We start from the raw sequence: 15,601 nt of genomic DNA, 5'->3' as shown, positions 1-15,601 counted from the left end.
GTCATCTCCGGAGATGAAAACGGGTATTTTCACCCGACTCGCCCGGTGACACGTGCTGAGTTTGTCGCGATGCTCACAAGAACTCTCGGTATTAACCCGGTGGTCAGCAACGTCGCAGCCTATTCGGATGTCCCGAAAAACTCTTGGGCATACGGATACGTACAAGCTGCTGCTGGACTTAACATCGCGAATGGCGTCAGTCCTACTACGTTTGCTCCGAAGCGGACGATCTCCCGCGAAGAGGCCGCTGCGTTTCTCGTACGCGCACTGGAACAGAGCATTTCGTCTTCTTACCAGTTGCCCGTGAAGGATGCCAATGCGATTTCGAGCTGGGCACGTGCCTCCGTCAGCCACGCCATGCAGAAAAAATGGTTGGTTGGCTACAATGGCTACTTCCGCCCGACTCAAGCACTATCAAGAGAAGAAACGGCTGTTATTTTGCATCGAATTCAGGAGAATTTGAAGAAGCAAAACGGTACAGCAAAGCCTCTGGTCTCTCTCGGATGGCAATACCAATCCACGACAGAGGAGTTCATTGCACAAGTCAAGAAAAGTGGAGTCAACACGCTGTCGCCGCGCTGGTACTTCCTGCAAAAAGACGGAACGATCAGCGACTCTACGGATACTTCACTTGTCCATTGGGCACATACGAATGGCAAGCAAGTGTGGCCGCTATTCGGGAATAAATTCGATCCCGATGCTACCCACACCATGCTGTCCGATCCCAATAAACGAAAAGCAGCCGTGCAAAAGCTTTCTTCGTACATTGATAAGTACCAGCTAGATGGGATTAACATCGATTTTGAAGGGTTCTCCCCTGCGGATCGCAACAACTTCACCTTGTTTATACAGGAGCTCGGGACTGCTCTTCACGCAAAAGGTGCTGTCCTGTCAGTAGATATTCCGCCTGATGGTGATTCAGATTGGAGCGATCCTTTTGATTTTGCTAAATTAGCAAAGCATGCGGATTATTTGGTAGTAATGGCCTATGAAGAGCATTGGGTAGGCGGGTCAAAAGCAGGCTCCGTGGCATCCTTGCCATGGTTTACGAAAGTCATTACCGACCTGCTTGACGAGGTTCCGACCCAAAAGCTGATCGCCGGAATGCCTCTTTACACACGCGACTGGTACCAATCGAGTGGGTCATTGAAATCAACAGATATCAGCATCCCTCAGTCTTACCAGTTGCTCTCGCAATACAGAGCAAAATCAGTCTGGGACGATAAAGTTGGACAATACCGTTCGACGTATCAAAAGCAAGGCGTCACGCACACGATTTGGCTGGAAGAAAGCCGTTCAATTGGGCTAAAAGCTCAGGCTAGTCTGCAATGGCAAATTGGTGGACTGGCGTACTGGTACGTTGGCTCTGAATCAACTGATATGTGGACAGCCATCGCCAATTCGATAACCCTTAAACATGCACGTGAAAAACTGTAAGAATCATGAAAAGAAGCGCCCTCGTCCGGCAATAGCCGTGGCAGAGGCGCTTCTTTTTGTTATGCTAGGCAATTCTCAATAAGCTCCTATTGTGAAAGAGCGAAAAGTTCCGTATATTGAAATGCTCCCCCTATCCGACATCGATTATTTGGAGCGGTATAGCTGGCCGCATGCCGCGTTAATGTCCGATCCGAATTGAGTTCGAACCGTAATGCTGATACCCTTTGACTTCAAGATCCGAACAAACGCTTTAATCCGATTAGGATCAGATTGTCGATAGCTGTCTGGCGTAACTTCGGTCGAATTGAATGGAATCAGGTTAACGTGATAGAGATGTTCGCCAGGTCCCCTTCCCTTTAACAACTCGGCAACCGCTTCCGCATGTGCCGTCGAATCGTTGACTCCTCGAAGAAGAATATACGCAATATACACCTTTCTCCCAGTATGCCGGATATGACGATCCAATTCATTCAGCACGTCGCGGACTGGGAATCGGTCGTTGATCGGCATCAGCTCGCTTCTCTGATCATCAAACGGCGAATGCAGCGAGAAGGTTAGATTGACCTGTGGAAACTCCCGTGTCAGCTTGTCAATCCCCGGCAACAGGCCGATGGTGGAAATCGTAATTCGTCGATGTCCTAAACCAAAGAGATGCGGGTCGGTCAAAATCGTCATTGCATCAAATATATGCGGGTTGGCAAGCGCCTCCCCCATGCCCATGAATGAGACGCTGTCCAAGGCGTGGCCGTTCAAGCGAAAGTGCAGCAATTGGTCGGTAATTTCGTCGGCGGTCAGATTTCGTTTCAAGCCAATGGTACCGGTGGCGCAAAACCTGCACCCGAATCCGCAGCCGCACTGTGTGGAAATACAATACGATTTCCACCCCCGCTCATAAGTAAGTCGTACGGCCTCCACGCGTTCGTCGCCCGCAATGGCAAACAGCACCTTGCTGACCTGTTTCGAGGTGAATTCCTTTACCGGAACGATGCTGCAAACGTTCGGTCCAAGTATCCGGGTCAACTCATCGCGCAAAAATTTGGGCAGTATGGTCATCCGTCCGTATTCGCCGATGTTTTGCTTGAAAATTGCGTCCATAATCTGAGCATACCGATACTCGGGCTGCTTGAAGTCGGACAATATTCGCCGAATCATTTCATATTTCGAGGATAGTCTCATGTCTTCTCCTTACCGCCGGAGAAAACGTAAAAAAGCAACCGTCAGTTGGTACTTTGACACGTCGTTAACCAACTATACAGAAAAAGCGCATACGTTTGCAGACGGGTCGCTACGTGCACCTATCGATAGATTGGTAAACCTCCGGCAACCGATTTGTTTTTTTGTGAACCGCTTCACCTAACAGGAATCGGTTCACACAATCATCTACAACCTCAATCTCCATCGCTTTCATCCTCCTAGAAATGGTTTATCTCTTTTTAGTTCCACAATCTTTGTCGCGAAATTGGCTCGAAACGCTCGGATTTGAAACTGCCGTCAGTGGCAAACGTTAGGTTCGTTACCTTGATCAATGACATGTTGGTAATCTCCTTTTTCAAAATAAAAAAGAGCTACAAGAAAGTTACCTTTCTTGTAGCTCAAAAAAATACGGCAAATCCAGCCCGGTTCAGGGAATGAAAAGGTATATTTTTTGAGTGAAAAGAATAAGGTAACTTTCTTGCCAATGAAGAACAAAACAAACTTTGCTTTATTCTTCAAAAAGTGGCAAAAAATATTACATTATCCTCTTCAACTCCAATCGTTTTAAGTGTCAGCACGATCTTAACATACCCCCTTATACATTGCAACATACTAAAATGACACCCCAATAAATCAAACTGCCTAGCCATTAACTAAAGAATAGGGCGTTATAACCCATTCATGCAATTAAAAATCGTAACATAATTGCTCATAACTGCCCGTTAGCGTAATGAACCTGCAAGTCTAAAACATGATTTTCTCGGAACGGAGGAAAGGTTCTTGCCGGATATTTTGATGAGCCCTGAATTAAAAAGAAAAACAGACGAAGCTATCCAAGGTCTCACATTTACGAAAAATTTCCGTTCTGCAACAGCCGAGGAATGGTATCTGTTTTTGCCGGGATACCGAGATCCGCAAACAGAAGGGGCTTGCGGGAAAGTATTCATTCATTACGACTTGATCGGAAATCGGGATGTGTTCATCAATACCACCGTAATTTTCGATGACCCAAAACTTCATGACCCTACTCTGCATCCGCTAGTCTACGCAGTGGTAGATGAGACCGTCAATCGTTTGGTGGGCTATGCAAATACGTTGCTTTCGGTACATGCAGGCTTCAATTCGTACTCAGCTGAATACGTGAGTTAGCACCACTTTGCAAAATGTCCGACCCATCCTTTTATAAAAGTAAATCGTTGACAGATTAAGGACTCGCCATTACACACGAACAAGTCAGCGACAATTACATGGAAGGTAGAAACGACGGAAAAATCGTTGAAAATGCTGGGCACAAGAATATCGAAATACCACGCACTGGCTACGAAAACATGTTTTAAAGCCCGGTTGATATCTCCGGCTAACCTTTATCCATTTTTACCCAGAATATCCATTGATTCTATACAAACACTATCAAAGGTTACAGTAACCCAATTCGATTACAGGAGGCCATTATGCAACGATTTGCTGCCCATGAATTTTTGGAAACACAAGAAGCACTCCGCTCCAAACACGCCGCAATAGAAATGCATGGATTACTTGCCGAGATGGCGCAAGACCCTCAATTAACAAGCATCATTAACCGGCATCAGCAAATGATCATGACTGCATACCAGCAAGGGATTAGCCTATTGCAAGGAAAAGGATTCAACATAGCGCCAGCCCCTATTCAATTGCGGGTAGCCCAACCGACTGCAGTTGGTCTAAATAACCCACAGATGGCTGCGCCCAACCCGCACCCAACCCGCTTGTCTGATATGACGATCGCTACCTTGATGTTGAACTGGCATAAAGCGGGCTCCGCTATCGGAATGCTGTGGGCTGCAGAGTGTGTGGACCCAGGTATCCGACAATATCATGTAAATGGCGCGAATGCATGCCAGCAAATGGCGTATGAAACTTGGCAATACTTGAATGCAAGAGGCTACTACCAAGCTCCGCAGCTCGCCGATCACACCATGAACACGATGATTAACGCCTATCAGTCTCAACAACAAATGCTCCTGTAAGCCACAAAAACCGTCCTTGTTTGGACGGTTTTCAATTTGTGCGAAGCATAGCAACCGGGAACGAGAAAAACCTCCCGGATTGTGGAAGGTTTTGTTTTTTTATCATGTGTCAGCGATCTCGAACGGTCTCTGTATTATTTGACCAGCCCCAGCTTTCTATTGGTCGTTCCTCATTACTACTGCCTTTTGTGTCTTTTATATTTGGGATGACTTGTCCTTCTTCGTCGTGATTCGAATGGTTGTCCTGCAAGTTTTTTGGTAAATCCATGGTTTTCCCCCTCTCTTTTCGTAATGTGCCCGTAGAACGGAAAAGGCATTCAAAAGTCTTGCACAGTGCATGTGATTGGACAAACAAAAAAACTGCCATCTCTCTCGTACCACGTACAAGAAGAAATGGCAGTTTTCCTTTTTTCACTCTTTGTTTATCCGACTTGCTGGAGCAACTTCCCCCGCAGTTTTGCGAGCATGTCCTCAGTCATTTTGTCCAGGTCATACTCCGCTTTGAAGCCCCACTCTTGCAGGGCAGCCGTAGCATCAATAGAGTTCGGCCAGCTATCGGCAATCGCCTGACGCACAGGGTCGACTTCATAAGAGAGCGTAAACTCAGGAATATGTTTACGGATCGCTGCTGCTACATCTTCTGGCTCAATGCTCATCGCAGTCACGTTGAACGCATTGCGGTGAATGAGCTTGGAGGCATCTGCTTCCATCAGGGAAACAATCGCATTCAGCGCATCAGGCATATACATCATATCCATGTACGTGCCTTTGCCGATGTAGGACGTATACGCTCCATGCTGGATCGCCTTGTAGTAAATGTCTACTGCGTAGTCAGTCGTACCACCACCTGGAGGCGCTACATACGAGATCAGACCTGGGAAGCGTACGCCACGCGTATCTACCCCAAATTTTTGATAATAGTAATCGCAGAGCAACTCACCGGATACTTTATTTACACCATACATAGTCGTAGGGCGTTGAATCGTGTCCTGCGGCGTGTTGTCCTTCGGTGTAGTTGGACCAAATGCACCAATCGAGCTCGGTGTGAAAAACTGGCAGTTCAACTCACGTGCTGCTTCCAGAGCGTTTACCAGCCCGCCCATGTTCAGGTTCCATGCCAAGAGAGGCTTTGCTTCAGCTGTTGCAGACAACAGGGCAGCCAAATGCATAATGGTATCCACGCCATGTTTCTTCGCCAGCTCAAACATCCGGTTCCCGTCAGTGACATCAAGAACTTCGAATGGACCCGATTGCACGACAGGATCGTCTTCGTTTTTCCGGATATCTGTGGCGATGACTTGATCCGCTCCGTAAATATCGCGTAATTTCATGATGAGTTCGGAACCAATTTGTCCTAACGCCCCGGTTACCAGAATTTTTTTCATTTCAGGATCCCCATTTCTTTCCCAACTTTTTCGTAGATGCTAAGGGCATGATCCAACATTTCTTTGCTATGTGCCGCTGTTGGCATATTCCGTACACGGCCGGTTCCTTTTGGTACAGTCGGGAACACGATCGCTTTCGCGTACACACCCTCTTCATACAGTCGCTTGCTGAACTCTTGAGTCTGCTGTTCGTCTCCGATAATGCAAGGAGTGATAGGCGTTTCGCTCTCCCCGATATTGAAGCCGAGTTCTTTCAAGCCTTTTTTGAGGTAATGTCCGTTATCCCACAGCTTGTCGTGCAGCTCGGTGCTGTTCATCAAAATATCGATAGCCGCAATGGAAGCAGCCACATCCGCTGGAGTCAGCGAAGTCGAGAACAGGAATGGTCTGCTGCGTACTTTGAGCCAGTCGATCAGATCCTGGCGTCCCGCTACATAACCGCCGACTACCCCAATTGCTTTGGAGAGTGTTCCGATTTGGAAGTCGATTTTATCAGACAGGCCAAAATGCTTAACCGTTCCTGCCCCTTTACCGAGAACACCAGAGCCGTGGGCATCGTCTACATACGTAATCAAGTCATATTGTTCGGCTACCTCTACGATTTCCGGCAGCTTGGCAACATCGCCATCCATCGAAAATACGCCGTCAGTAATGACCATCAGCTTTTTATATTTGCCAGATTCTTTCGCTTCCTTCGCTTTTGCACGCAAGTCATCGATATCGGAGTGATTCACACGGATAATTTGTGCACGAGACAGGCGGCATCCATCAATAATGGAGGCGTGGTTCAACTCGTCAGAAAGAATCGCATCGTCCTTGTCCATGACAGCAGAGATCGCAGCCATGTTGCAGTTAAAACCAGATTGGTAAGCAATAGCGGCTTCCGTGTGCTTGAAGGCAGCGAGCTTTTCTTCCAGCTTCACATGCAAGTCCAAGGTACCATTAATTGTACGAACAGCCCCTGCCCCTACGCCGTATTTGCTTGCTGCTGCAATCGCAGCGTCCACAAGGCGTTGATCAGTAGCCAAGCCCAGATAGTTATTGGAGGAGAGGTTGATCAGTTCTTTTCCTGCAATCGTAATGACAGGACCGTTCGCGCTTTGCAATGGGTCAATGACATTGTACAGTCCCTTGCTCTTCAAATCTGCCAGATTTTCATGTAAAAAATGTTCAAGTGTTTTGCTCGCCAACGAGAATCCCTCCATTATTCAGCCATCGATTAGTAAGTTCCACAAAAACAATTGTTCACGCTGTATGGACACATCAATTTGATAAAATTCGCATAAAATCAACTTAATCTACAGACATTTTACCACCATTTACTTAAAACGTCCACATCACAAAGACATATTGTTAACGCTTTCAATCATTTTCCTTTCGATAATGTCATCTCTCCTACTTTCTCCTTTTGTTTTAATTCGTAGACTCCCGAAAATGAAAAAACCACTCTCTTGCTTCATGTAAGCAGATCGTGGCTTTTTCCTCATTTTTTTGTCTTTTGTGATTTTAAGATACCAGGCTTGGTGTCTATCGTACGAACAAAACCATTCGTTTCGAAGCGATGCGTCATCAAGGCCTCTACTGGTCTGCCGTTTTGAAAATGCTCTTCCACCAACAGCTGTGCATCTTCTGGCGTCACGTTTTCATACCAGATTCCCTCGGGGTACACGATCATCACGCATGCGTCCTCACATCGCCCGTTGCAACGCGTGCGGGTTGTATGTACATAGTCATCCAAGCCTGCTTCGGTAATCGCTTCGCGTATTGCTACCGTAACCTCTTCGCCACCCTTGCGCATACAGCTTCCACCATTACAGATCAGCACATGATGCTTTGTCTGAGATAAGTCCCATGTTGCCACTACAAATCCTCCCCGTTCTTGTCCAACATCCATCCACTCTCCCCATCATGACGGTTTCTTGTTCAATTTGCAATTCCCAGAACGTTTGGTTTTTGATAGAATATATGTTCGTATACGATTTACAAAAAGAGTTGGTGGTGAAAGCATGTCCGTTACCAAACAGCGCGATGCCTTGCAGCTTTTGCAAACAGTGGGCTCCTACCCATGGTATGTCGAAAAGTTTATTGAGCATAAAAAAGCAAAAAAGAATTCACCCTCTACCTTGCTTGGATACCTCCGCGATTTCTCTTTTTTCTTTCGCTGGATGATGACAGAAGGATTGAGTACCGCGACGGATATGAAGGACATTCCGTTAAGCGATTTGAATGACTTGAAGAAGGAAACGGTAGAAAGCTATATTCTATACTTGCAGGAGTCGCATCTATATGAGCGATCCGTTTTGCTCTCGAACCCTACCAAAAGCGCGAAGAAAGAGTATAGCGACCGCACCATCAGCAGAAAAATATCGAGTCTGAAATCGCTTTTTCATTACTTGTCTGCCCTCGCTGAGGATGAGAATGGGGAATCGTATTTGACGCGGAATGTACTCGCCAAAATCGAGCTGGAGATCACGGAGCTGACTCCCCTCGCACGCGCCCACGCCATTCGGGCAAAAATCCTGATTGACGACGAAATCTATCAGTTCGTCGATTTTGTCTACAACGGATATCTGGCCCATTGTGATACGGAAAAAAAGAAGCAGTATCACATGCAAAACCGCGACCGGGATACGGCCTTGATCGCGATGATTCTCTCTGGTGGATTCCGTGTGTCAGAGATCGTTAGTCTCGATCTATCCGACATTATTATGGAAAAAAACCAGTTGAAATTGATCCGCAAAGGAAAGAAAGAGGACGCTCCTTTTTTCAGTGACTGGGGCAAGGAGTACTTAGCCAAATACTTGCAGCTACGTGACAAATACAATCCCGAACCGCAAGAGGACGCTGTTTTTCTCGCTGTTTCCCCTACCAATCCGAATGGGCATCGCATTGAAGTGCGGTCTGTCCAAAAGCTGGTCAAAAAGTACGCCAAAGCATTTGGCATCCCCGATTTGTCTGTCCATAAGCTTCGTCACAGCTTTGCTACACAGTTTCTCCGCTTGAATCCTGACCCCCATCAGCTACAAGCACAACTGGGGCACTCCAAAATTGAAACGACTATGCAGTATGCCCATGTACTAGAAGATGCTTTGGGCAAGGCTGTGAACCGAACGACGTAAGAAGCCCTCAACAAAAACAAGTGACCAATCTGCATACAACTGCGGACTGGTCACTTGTTTCGTACTTTTTCCACTTCCCTCTGCATCCCCACCGCTGTTCCACCATTAGGAAACGGGCCATATCAAATGCATGCTTCTTCTGTTCCATAGCAAAAATCCCCTGCTATCCAGACAGGGGATTCCATCACATTCGATTATTTTGCTGCACGTTTGGCAGTAGGAACAATGGATATCTGCTCATTCTTTGCCAATGTATTTTCGCTTTGATCGATCACTTCCAATTCGTTCATCCGATTCAGTACAACCGCTTGCCGTTCTTTGGCTCGGTCCCAGTTCTTTACCGGTGAGTAACGCTCTGGTCCTTTCGGTAAAGAAGCCAGCATTGCCGCTTCTCCCAATGTTACCGCTCGATCCCCTGTTTCTGTTGCTTTTTTTCCGAAGTAAAAGGGAACAGCCTCGCCAATCCCGTATTTTCCGTGCCCGAAATAAATGACGTTGAGGTACATTTCGAGCAGTTCTTTTTTGCTGTATCGCTGTTCCAATTGCAAAGCGATCGCGATTTCCTTCACTTTTCTGGTCATCGTTTTGTCGTTTGTCAGAAACAGGTTCCGCGCCAACTGCATGGTGATTGTACTTCCGCCTTGCACGTAGGCTCCTTCCTTGATATCCACCCAGATCGCTCGGCTCAATCCAATCGGATCCACTCCTGGATGCTGCATAAACCGATGATCCTCTATCGCAACGAACGCCTTCCACACATGATCAGGCATTTCGTCCAGCTTTGCATAGCTGCTGGATTGCTGTACAGCAGCCAGTTTCTTTTCATCTATCCATATATTCCCTGTCCAAGCAAGCACGATCGGCGCCAGGATAGCTGCCATCATGATTACGAGAAAACTGATACGCAGTCGTTTTTTCCAACGAACACCGAGTTTCTTGATGCTTTTAGGCATGCTCGCCGCTTCATACAAGTCGGTGTTTCTTCCTAATGGGATTGGAAGGTGGTTCATGCTGCATTCCCCCTTGCCTTGCTTCTACTCACATTGTAGGGGATGCGCGCATTTCGTCCCATCGAATCCACTTACAGCAATCTTACAATTTCGTAAGACAAACAATTACCTACGAATGCTGATTTTGCTGTGCCTCCTGCTGCCGCAGCTCGATCCTTCTGATTTTACCGGAGGTTGTCTTCGGCAGCTCCTGTACAAATTCAATTTTGCGCGGGTATTTATACGGAGCGGTTAATTGCTTGACATGATTTTGCAATTCCACGATCAACTCTTCGGATGGCTCATTCCCTTTTTTCAGGATGACAAAGGCTTTTACCACATGCCCACGCTCTGGATCTGGACTGGCAACCGCTGCACATTCCGCTACTGCCGCGTGCTTCACCAACGCATCCTCGACCTCAAACGGACCAATCGTATATCCACCCGAGATGATAATGTCGTCCGAACGTCCTTCGAACCAGATGTAGCCATCTTCGTCCATGCGACCTTGGTCACCCGTCACGTACCAGTCGCCGCGAAACGCTCTGGCAGTTCGCTCGGGATCATCCAGATAGCCTTTGAACAGCGCTACCATATGACGATCAATGGCAATATCGCCCACTTTGCCTACTGGCAGCTCCGCACCTTCTTCGTCAATAATGGCGATCCTCACAACTGGCGATGGCTTGCCCATTGAACCTGGCCTTGGCTCCATGCCTACAAAGGTACCCACCAGCAAAGTGTTCTCTGTCTGTCCGTATCCATCTCGCACGGTCAACTGGAATACGCGGCGGAATGTGTCGATCACTTCCCGATTGAGTGGTTCACCGGCGGAACATGCGGAGCGCAAGGCGGACAGCTTGTATTGTTCCAAATCCGTTACTTTTGCCATGATTCTGTACTCGGTAGGCGTCGCACACAAGACAGAAACCGGATATTTTTGCAGAATCGTCAAATAATTCTCCGCAGAAAACTTTCCTTTATAAACAAACGCGGTCGCTCCCAGCCCTAACGTAGAGACAAACGGGCTCCAGATCCACTTGGCCCAACCAGGCCCAGCTGTTGCCCAAACCACGTCACCTTCGCGAACGTCCAGCCACTGTGTAGCGGCCACAGCCAAATGCGCAAACGGCCAACCATGAACGTGCATAACCCCTTTTGGTCCCCCAGTCGTACCTGATGTATAAGACAGGAAGGCCAGCTCATCCGATTTCGTGTTTACTACCTCAAATTCTGTGTCCTGCCCCTGGAGCAAGCCCTCAAACGAAATCCAACCTTCTTTCTCTTCGCCCGTCGTGATGTAGTGTTGCAATGTAGAACAGTTGCCTCTCGTCAGGTCAACCTCACTCATTGCTCCCCCGAAGCTGATCACAGCCTTGACTTTTGCATGATTGATCCGGTACTCGATATCTTTGGAACGCAGCATCTCAGACCCTGGCAAAATCACGGCACCCAGCTTCAGCAGTGCCAAATAGAGACCATAAGCCAATGTTCCTCGGGAAACCAGGACGAGTACCCGATCCCCATGCTCGATTCCGATGGACCCTAAACCATTCGCAATTTTGTTTGAATATTGGCGCAAATCATTGTACGTAAGGATATGTTCCTGACCTTGTTCATCTAACTCCCAAACCGCTCGTTTCTCCGGATGTTTTTTCGCCCATTCGTCCACCTGGGCAGCGAAGTTATAGTTCACTGGCATGTTTAGTTCCATAGGCACATCTCCACCTTTTCTAATGATTGATGAATAATAATTCGACATCACTATAATTCTCACCTTTTTCTTTCGACAAAAATGGGACAAAAAAAGGCCAACCTTTTGCATAGGTTGACCTCCCTTCTTTCATTCCTATCATTCTACTTGCTCCGTGATTGTTGCAGCCTGAACGGAACGCTGTTTCCTTTTTTCCCTCCACTCTTGAAAGCTACCGACAATTCCGCTCGGAAAGCAGAGCACGACCAAAATATAGAGCAAACCGAGGAAGATGACCCATCTCTCGAATATGGGGTGAAGCTTCGCCAACTCAGTTAGCCCGTGATGGGCCAGCTCCACGATTCCCGACCCCAAAATGGAGCCAAATAACGTTCCCAGCCCACCGATCATGCTCATCAAGAGTGCATCTAGCGTCGTTTCAATCGAAAATACTTGGGTGTTCACGAATCGCAGCATGACCGCGTACAAACCTCCACTAATCGCAGCAACCACTCCAGCGACAATGCTGACGATTACCTTATAATGAAGAATTTGATAGCCTAACGCTTCCGCACGTTGTTCATTTTGACCGATGGCTTTCAATACCTTGCCGAGTGGAGAGTGCGTAAACGCCCGCAAGATGACGAACAGCATGACCATTAGGATCAGGCATACATAGTAAAAGGACAAACGATCACGAAACAGCTCAGGCACAGGGAAGGTGAAGCCATCCCCACCCATCGTCAACGATCGCCATTTTTCTGCCAATATGAATAGCAGCTGGGAAATCGCCAAGGTCAGCATCGCATAAAAATGACTTTTCAACCGCAAGGACAGCATCCCGATCAAATAGCTGAGAATACCGGAGAGCACGATGGCAACGAGTACGCCAAGCAAGAAATAACTGATCGTCGCGTCAAAGTTTTTCAGGAATAAAGACACGGAGTACGCACCTATTCCGAAAAACATACAGTGCCCGAACGAGACGATCCCCGTATAGCCAAGCAACAAATCAAAGCTCATCGCAAAAATCGCAAAGATAAAAATTTGAGTGAACAAGATGTACATGCTGCGCGAGTCTGAAAGAAACGGCAAAACGGCCAAGGATAGAAAGACAAACACAATAAATCGATGGTTCAACAATCCAGATGTAGTCAACACATGATCACCCCTTCGCTCCAAACAGGCCGGATGGTTTGATAAGCAGCACTGCCAGCATCAGCAGCATGTTCACTGCCAGTGAAAGCTCTGGAACGAAGTAAGCCATGAACGAGCCAAGCACCCCTACTAAAACCGCCGCAATCATAGAGCCTTGAACGCTTCCCATCCCACCGACAATGACGACGATGAATGCCAGAATCGCATACTGCATACCCATTTCCGCAAAAATAACCCCAGAATACGGTGCCAGCAGACTTCCTCCGAGCGCAGCCATGCCTGCCCCCAGCAAAAAGACGAAGGTAAACACTTGTTTAATATTGATGCCGAGTGCCTGCACCATTTCCTTATCGATCACACCCGCTCGGACGATCAAGCCTAATCTGGTTCTGGTTAACAACAGGTGCAACCCGACGTACACAACTATTCCCACTGCGATGACAAACAAGCGATACGTGATCAGTATGATGTCGCCAAGCTCGATGCTCCCTTGCAAATAATCCGGTAATACTGCCCGAATGGGATTGGGGCTCCAAAATACCTTTAGCAATTCACTTATCACGAGCATCCCGCCCAATGTCACAAGCAGTTGCTGAATATGATCACCGTACACAGGGCGGATCAGCACGCGCTCTAACACGAAACCAAGCAGCATCCCGATGACAACAGCACCTACGATGGCCAGAAAAAAGCTATCCGTTAATCCGAAAAGCCATACACCAGCAAAGGCTCCCCAGGCAAACAATCCACCATGGGCAAAGTTCAACACACTCATTAAGCCAAAGATCAACGTGAGCCCGGAAGCGAGCAAGAAAATGAGTATGCCTGTCGCCAGTCCATTTACAAGCAAATTAATCGCGACATCCATTTCATCCTCCCCCTCCCTGTTATACGCTCAGGCAATGCCCAAATATTTTTGTCGCGTATCTGCATCATCCTTCAACTCCTGCATCGCGCCACCGCGGACAATTTTCCCTTCATCCATCAAGTAGTACTGCTCGCCGATCATGCTCGCCATCATAAAGTTTTGCTCGACTAAAAGCACGGTTGTTTTCTGCTTCATCGAATCGATGTGGAACATGAGCTTTTCAACCATGATCGGCGCCAGTCCCTTGCTCGGCTCGTCAATTAACAAGAGTCCGTTGCTGTTCACATAAGCTCGAGCAATGGCCAGCATTTGCTTTTGACCTCCGCTTAAGTGCCCACTTTTCTTTTTCCAGTAGTGACGCAGGTCAGGGAATAGATCCAGCATCCACGCAAGCTTTTCTTTTTGTTCGTCGTCATTTTTTTGCATGGCGAGCCGGAACGTCTCTTCTACCGTAAAATCATGAAAAATCCCTTGATTCTCGGGGACATAGCCAATCCCCTTACGCGCGATGGAATAGGTCGGCAGATGTCCGATTTCTTCTCCTAGATAGCGAATTTGGCCATGACGGATCGGGGCAAGCCCCATGATGGAACGAAGCGTCGTAGTTTTGCCAGCGCCATTTCGTCCAAACAACACGGTAATACTGCCGGCTTGCACGGATAGCGAGACACCCTGCAAGATGTGAAACTGGTCGAGGTATGTTTCAATCAGATCAAGTTGCAGCATCATGCTTATACAACCCTCCCAAGTAGGCAGACTGCACCTGTTCATTTCGCATCATGTCAGTCGGTGTCCCCTCAGCCAATAGCTCTCCATGAAACAGAACGACCATGTGATCGGAGAGTGATTTGACCATGTCCATCTTGTGTTCGATGAGGATGATCGTGCACGAATTGCTTTCTTTAATCGATTCGATCACCTTCAATACAGCTGGGACTTCCTCCAACGATATCCCCGCCGTCGGTTCGTCGAGTAAAAGAACATCTGGGCGCAGTCCAAGGAGCATGGCTAGCTCCAGCTTTCGTTTCTCCCCGTGGGCCAGTAGGCTCGCTAGCACATTCGCTTTTTTCTCGAGCAATACCAGATGCAGCAATCGCTCAACTTCCTCTGCCTGTCGCATCTGATCTGCCTGGGAAATCCATAAACGAAACCGAACTCCCTGTGCCGCTTGCACTGCCAATCGAATATTTTCCCGCACCGTTAGCTTGGGAAATAGGTTTGTCAATTGAAACGATCGACCAATACCCAATCTCGTTCGTGCTGCAGGGGGCAAGTGTGTAATCTCTTGCCCCTTGTACTTGATCGTTCCTTGCGATGGAGTAAGCTGCCCGCTCAACAAGTTAAACAGCGTCGTCTTTCCGGCTCCATTCGGTCCGATGATCGAAGTAAATCGCTGTTTCGGTATGCGTAGCGATACCTTGTTTATGACCGTTTGCTCCCCGAATGCTACGCTGAGGTCAACCGTTTCCAACAAGTAACTCATCACACACCTCCTCTACTTCTGGTTCCTGACAGGTGGTGCTGTCTCTTCCATCGTCATCTCCCGAACGAATACAGGGACCGGATGATCGACTCCGTCTTTTTTCTCCAGCTTGATTGCGTACAATGTTTGCAGTGCCTGATGGTCCTCCGCCCGGAACTGCATCTGGCCCTTCGGCGTATCAAAGGTCATGCCTTCCATCGCAGCAATCAACTTCTCAGAATCTGCATCGGCGTTCGACTTTTTCAATGCTTCCACAATCGCTACGGCTG

16 protein-coding genes and 1 pseudogene are annotated in these 15,601 nt (G+C 47.8%); 5 read left to right on the top strand and 12 right to left on the bottom strand.

All coding sequences use genetic code 11. The features are described 5' to 3' along the window. Nucleotides 1-1,437, top strand: a 1,437-nt coding sequence (locus PMI05_RS18460; RefSeq protein ID WP_007724848.1) for a glycosyl hydrolase family 18 protein, incomplete at its 5' end; no start/stop codon positions are given. A gap of 144 nt (nucleotides 1,438-1,581) precedes the next feature. Here the strand turns inward: PMI05_RS18460 and PMI05_RS18455 are convergent. Next, nucleotides 1,582-2,613 carry a Cfr family 23S rRNA (adenine(2503)-C(8))-methyltransferase gene (locus PMI05_RS18455; RefSeq protein ID WP_007724846.1) on the bottom strand — a complete coding sequence of 344 codons (1,032 nt, stop codon included), beginning with the start codon at nucleotides 2,611-2,613 and terminating at the stop codon, nucleotides 1,582-1,584. A gap of 798 nt (nucleotides 2,614-3,411) precedes the next feature. Between PMI05_RS18455 and PMI05_RS18445 the strand changes: the two genes are divergently transcribed. The 3 genes and pseudogenes from PMI05_RS18445 (at nucleotide 3,412) to PMI05_RS18440 (ending at nucleotide 4,637) form a co-directional block, all read left to right on the top strand. Next, complete coding sequence (locus tag PMI05_RS18445) at nucleotides 3,412-3,780, top strand: hypothetical protein (RefSeq protein ID WP_007724841.1); 369 nt, start codon at nucleotides 3,412-3,414, stop codon at nucleotides 3,778-3,780. 65 nt (nucleotides 3,781-3,845) lie between these two features. Continuing rightward, nucleotides 3,846-3,968, top strand: a pseudogene (locus PMI05_RS31720) (YozQ family protein); the annotation flags it as partial. A 114-nt stretch (nucleotides 3,969-4,082) separates the two neighbouring features. Then, on the top strand, nucleotides 4,083-4,637 hold the full coding sequence (locus PMI05_RS18440; RefSeq protein WP_007724839.1) for a spore coat protein: 555 nt from the start codon (nucleotides 4,083-4,085) through the stop codon (nucleotides 4,635-4,637). Nucleotides 4,638-4,746: 109 nt separating this feature from the next. Here the strand turns inward: PMI05_RS18440 and PMI05_RS31135 are convergent, their stop codons facing one another. The 4 genes from PMI05_RS31135 to PMI05_RS18425 all read right to left on the bottom strand — a co-directional run bounded on the left by PMI05_RS31135 (nucleotide 4,747) and on the right by PMI05_RS18425 (nucleotide 7,883). Then, the gene (locus tag PMI05_RS31135; protein ID WP_007724837.1) at nucleotides 4,747-4,905 is read right to left on the bottom strand and encodes a hypothetical protein; all 159 of its coding nucleotides are present in this window, start codon (nucleotides 4,903-4,905) and stop codon (nucleotides 4,747-4,749) included. A 154-nt stretch (nucleotides 4,906-5,059) separates the two neighbouring features. Continuing rightward, nucleotides 5,060-6,022, bottom strand: a complete 963-nt coding sequence (locus tag PMI05_RS18435; RefSeq protein ID WP_007724835.1) for an L-threonine 3-dehydrogenase — start codon at nucleotides 6,020-6,022, stop codon at nucleotides 5,060-5,062. Continuing rightward, nucleotides 6,019-7,212, bottom strand: coding sequence for a glycine C-acetyltransferase (locus PMI05_RS18430; RefSeq protein ID WP_007724834.1), 1,194 nt, complete (start codon nucleotides 7,210-7,212; stop codon nucleotides 6,019-6,021). Before PMI05_RS18430 ends, PMI05_RS18435 begins: the two co-directional genes overlap by 4 nt. 293 nt (nucleotides 7,213-7,505) lie before the next feature. Further along, the gene (locus PMI05_RS18425; RefSeq protein ID WP_039960988.1) at nucleotides 7,506-7,883 is read right to left on the bottom strand and encodes a ferredoxin; all 378 of its coding nucleotides are present in this window, start codon (nucleotides 7,881-7,883) and stop codon (nucleotides 7,506-7,508) included. Between the two features lie 145 nt (nucleotides 7,884-8,028). Between PMI05_RS18425 and xerS the strand changes: the two genes are divergently transcribed. Further along, complete coding sequence (xerS, locus tag PMI05_RS18420) at nucleotides 8,029-9,141, top strand: tyrosine recombinase XerS (RefSeq protein ID WP_007724823.1); 1,113 nt, start codon at nucleotides 8,029-8,031, stop codon at nucleotides 9,139-9,141. Nucleotides 9,142-9,335: 194 nt separating this feature from the next. On the opposite strand, the gene PMI05_RS18415 is transcribed toward xerS, so the two are convergent. The 7 genes from PMI05_RS18415 to PMI05_RS18385 form a co-directional block, all read right to left on the bottom strand. Next, nucleotides 9,336-10,151 (bottom strand): transglycosylase domain-containing protein, encoded by an 816-nt coding sequence (locus tag PMI05_RS18415; protein ID WP_007724822.1) that lies wholly within the window; start codon nucleotides 10,149-10,151, stop codon nucleotides 9,336-9,338. A 109-nt stretch (nucleotides 10,152-10,260) separates the two neighbouring features. Beyond that, nucleotides 10,261-11,844, bottom strand: coding sequence for an acyl-CoA synthetase (locus PMI05_RS18410; RefSeq protein WP_039960985.1), 1,584 nt, complete (start codon nucleotides 11,842-11,844; stop codon nucleotides 10,261-10,263). Nucleotides 11,845-11,982: 138 nt separating this feature from the next. Beyond that, a complete protein-coding gene (locus PMI05_RS18405) occupies nucleotides 11,983-12,981 on the bottom strand; it encodes a branched-chain amino acid ABC transporter permease (protein ID WP_052006440.1) in 999 nt (332 codons plus the stop codon). A 7-nt stretch (nucleotides 12,982-12,988) separates the two neighbouring features. Continuing rightward, the gene (locus PMI05_RS18400) at nucleotides 12,989-13,849 is read right to left on the bottom strand and encodes a branched-chain amino acid ABC transporter permease (RefSeq protein WP_007724818.1); all 861 of its coding nucleotides are present in this window, start codon (nucleotides 13,847-13,849) and stop codon (nucleotides 12,989-12,991) included. Nucleotides 13,850-13,876: 27 nt separating this feature from the next. Continuing rightward, nucleotides 13,877-14,578 (bottom strand): ABC transporter ATP-binding protein, encoded by a 702-nt coding sequence (locus PMI05_RS18395; protein ID WP_007724817.1) that lies wholly within the window; start codon nucleotides 14,576-14,578, stop codon nucleotides 13,877-13,879. Then, on the bottom strand, nucleotides 14,562-15,332 hold the full coding sequence (locus tag PMI05_RS18390; RefSeq protein WP_007724816.1) for an ABC transporter ATP-binding protein: 771 nt from the start codon (nucleotides 15,330-15,332) through the stop codon (nucleotides 14,562-14,564). The genes PMI05_RS18395 and PMI05_RS18390 overlap by 17 nt, the downstream gene beginning before the upstream one ends. Nucleotides 15,333-15,344: 12 nt before the next feature. Then, nucleotides 15,345-15,601, bottom strand: a 257-nt coding sequence (locus tag PMI05_RS18385; RefSeq protein WP_007724811.1) for an ABC transporter substrate-binding protein, incomplete at its 5' end; no start/stop codon positions are given.

Source organism: Brevibacillus sp. BC25 (assembly GCF_000282075.1).
GTDB lineage: Bacteria > Bacillota > Bacilli > Brevibacillales > Brevibacillaceae > Brevibacillus.
The sequence above is the reverse complement of the archived record's forward strand: the minus strand, read 5'-3'. Positions and strand labels throughout refer to the sequence as shown.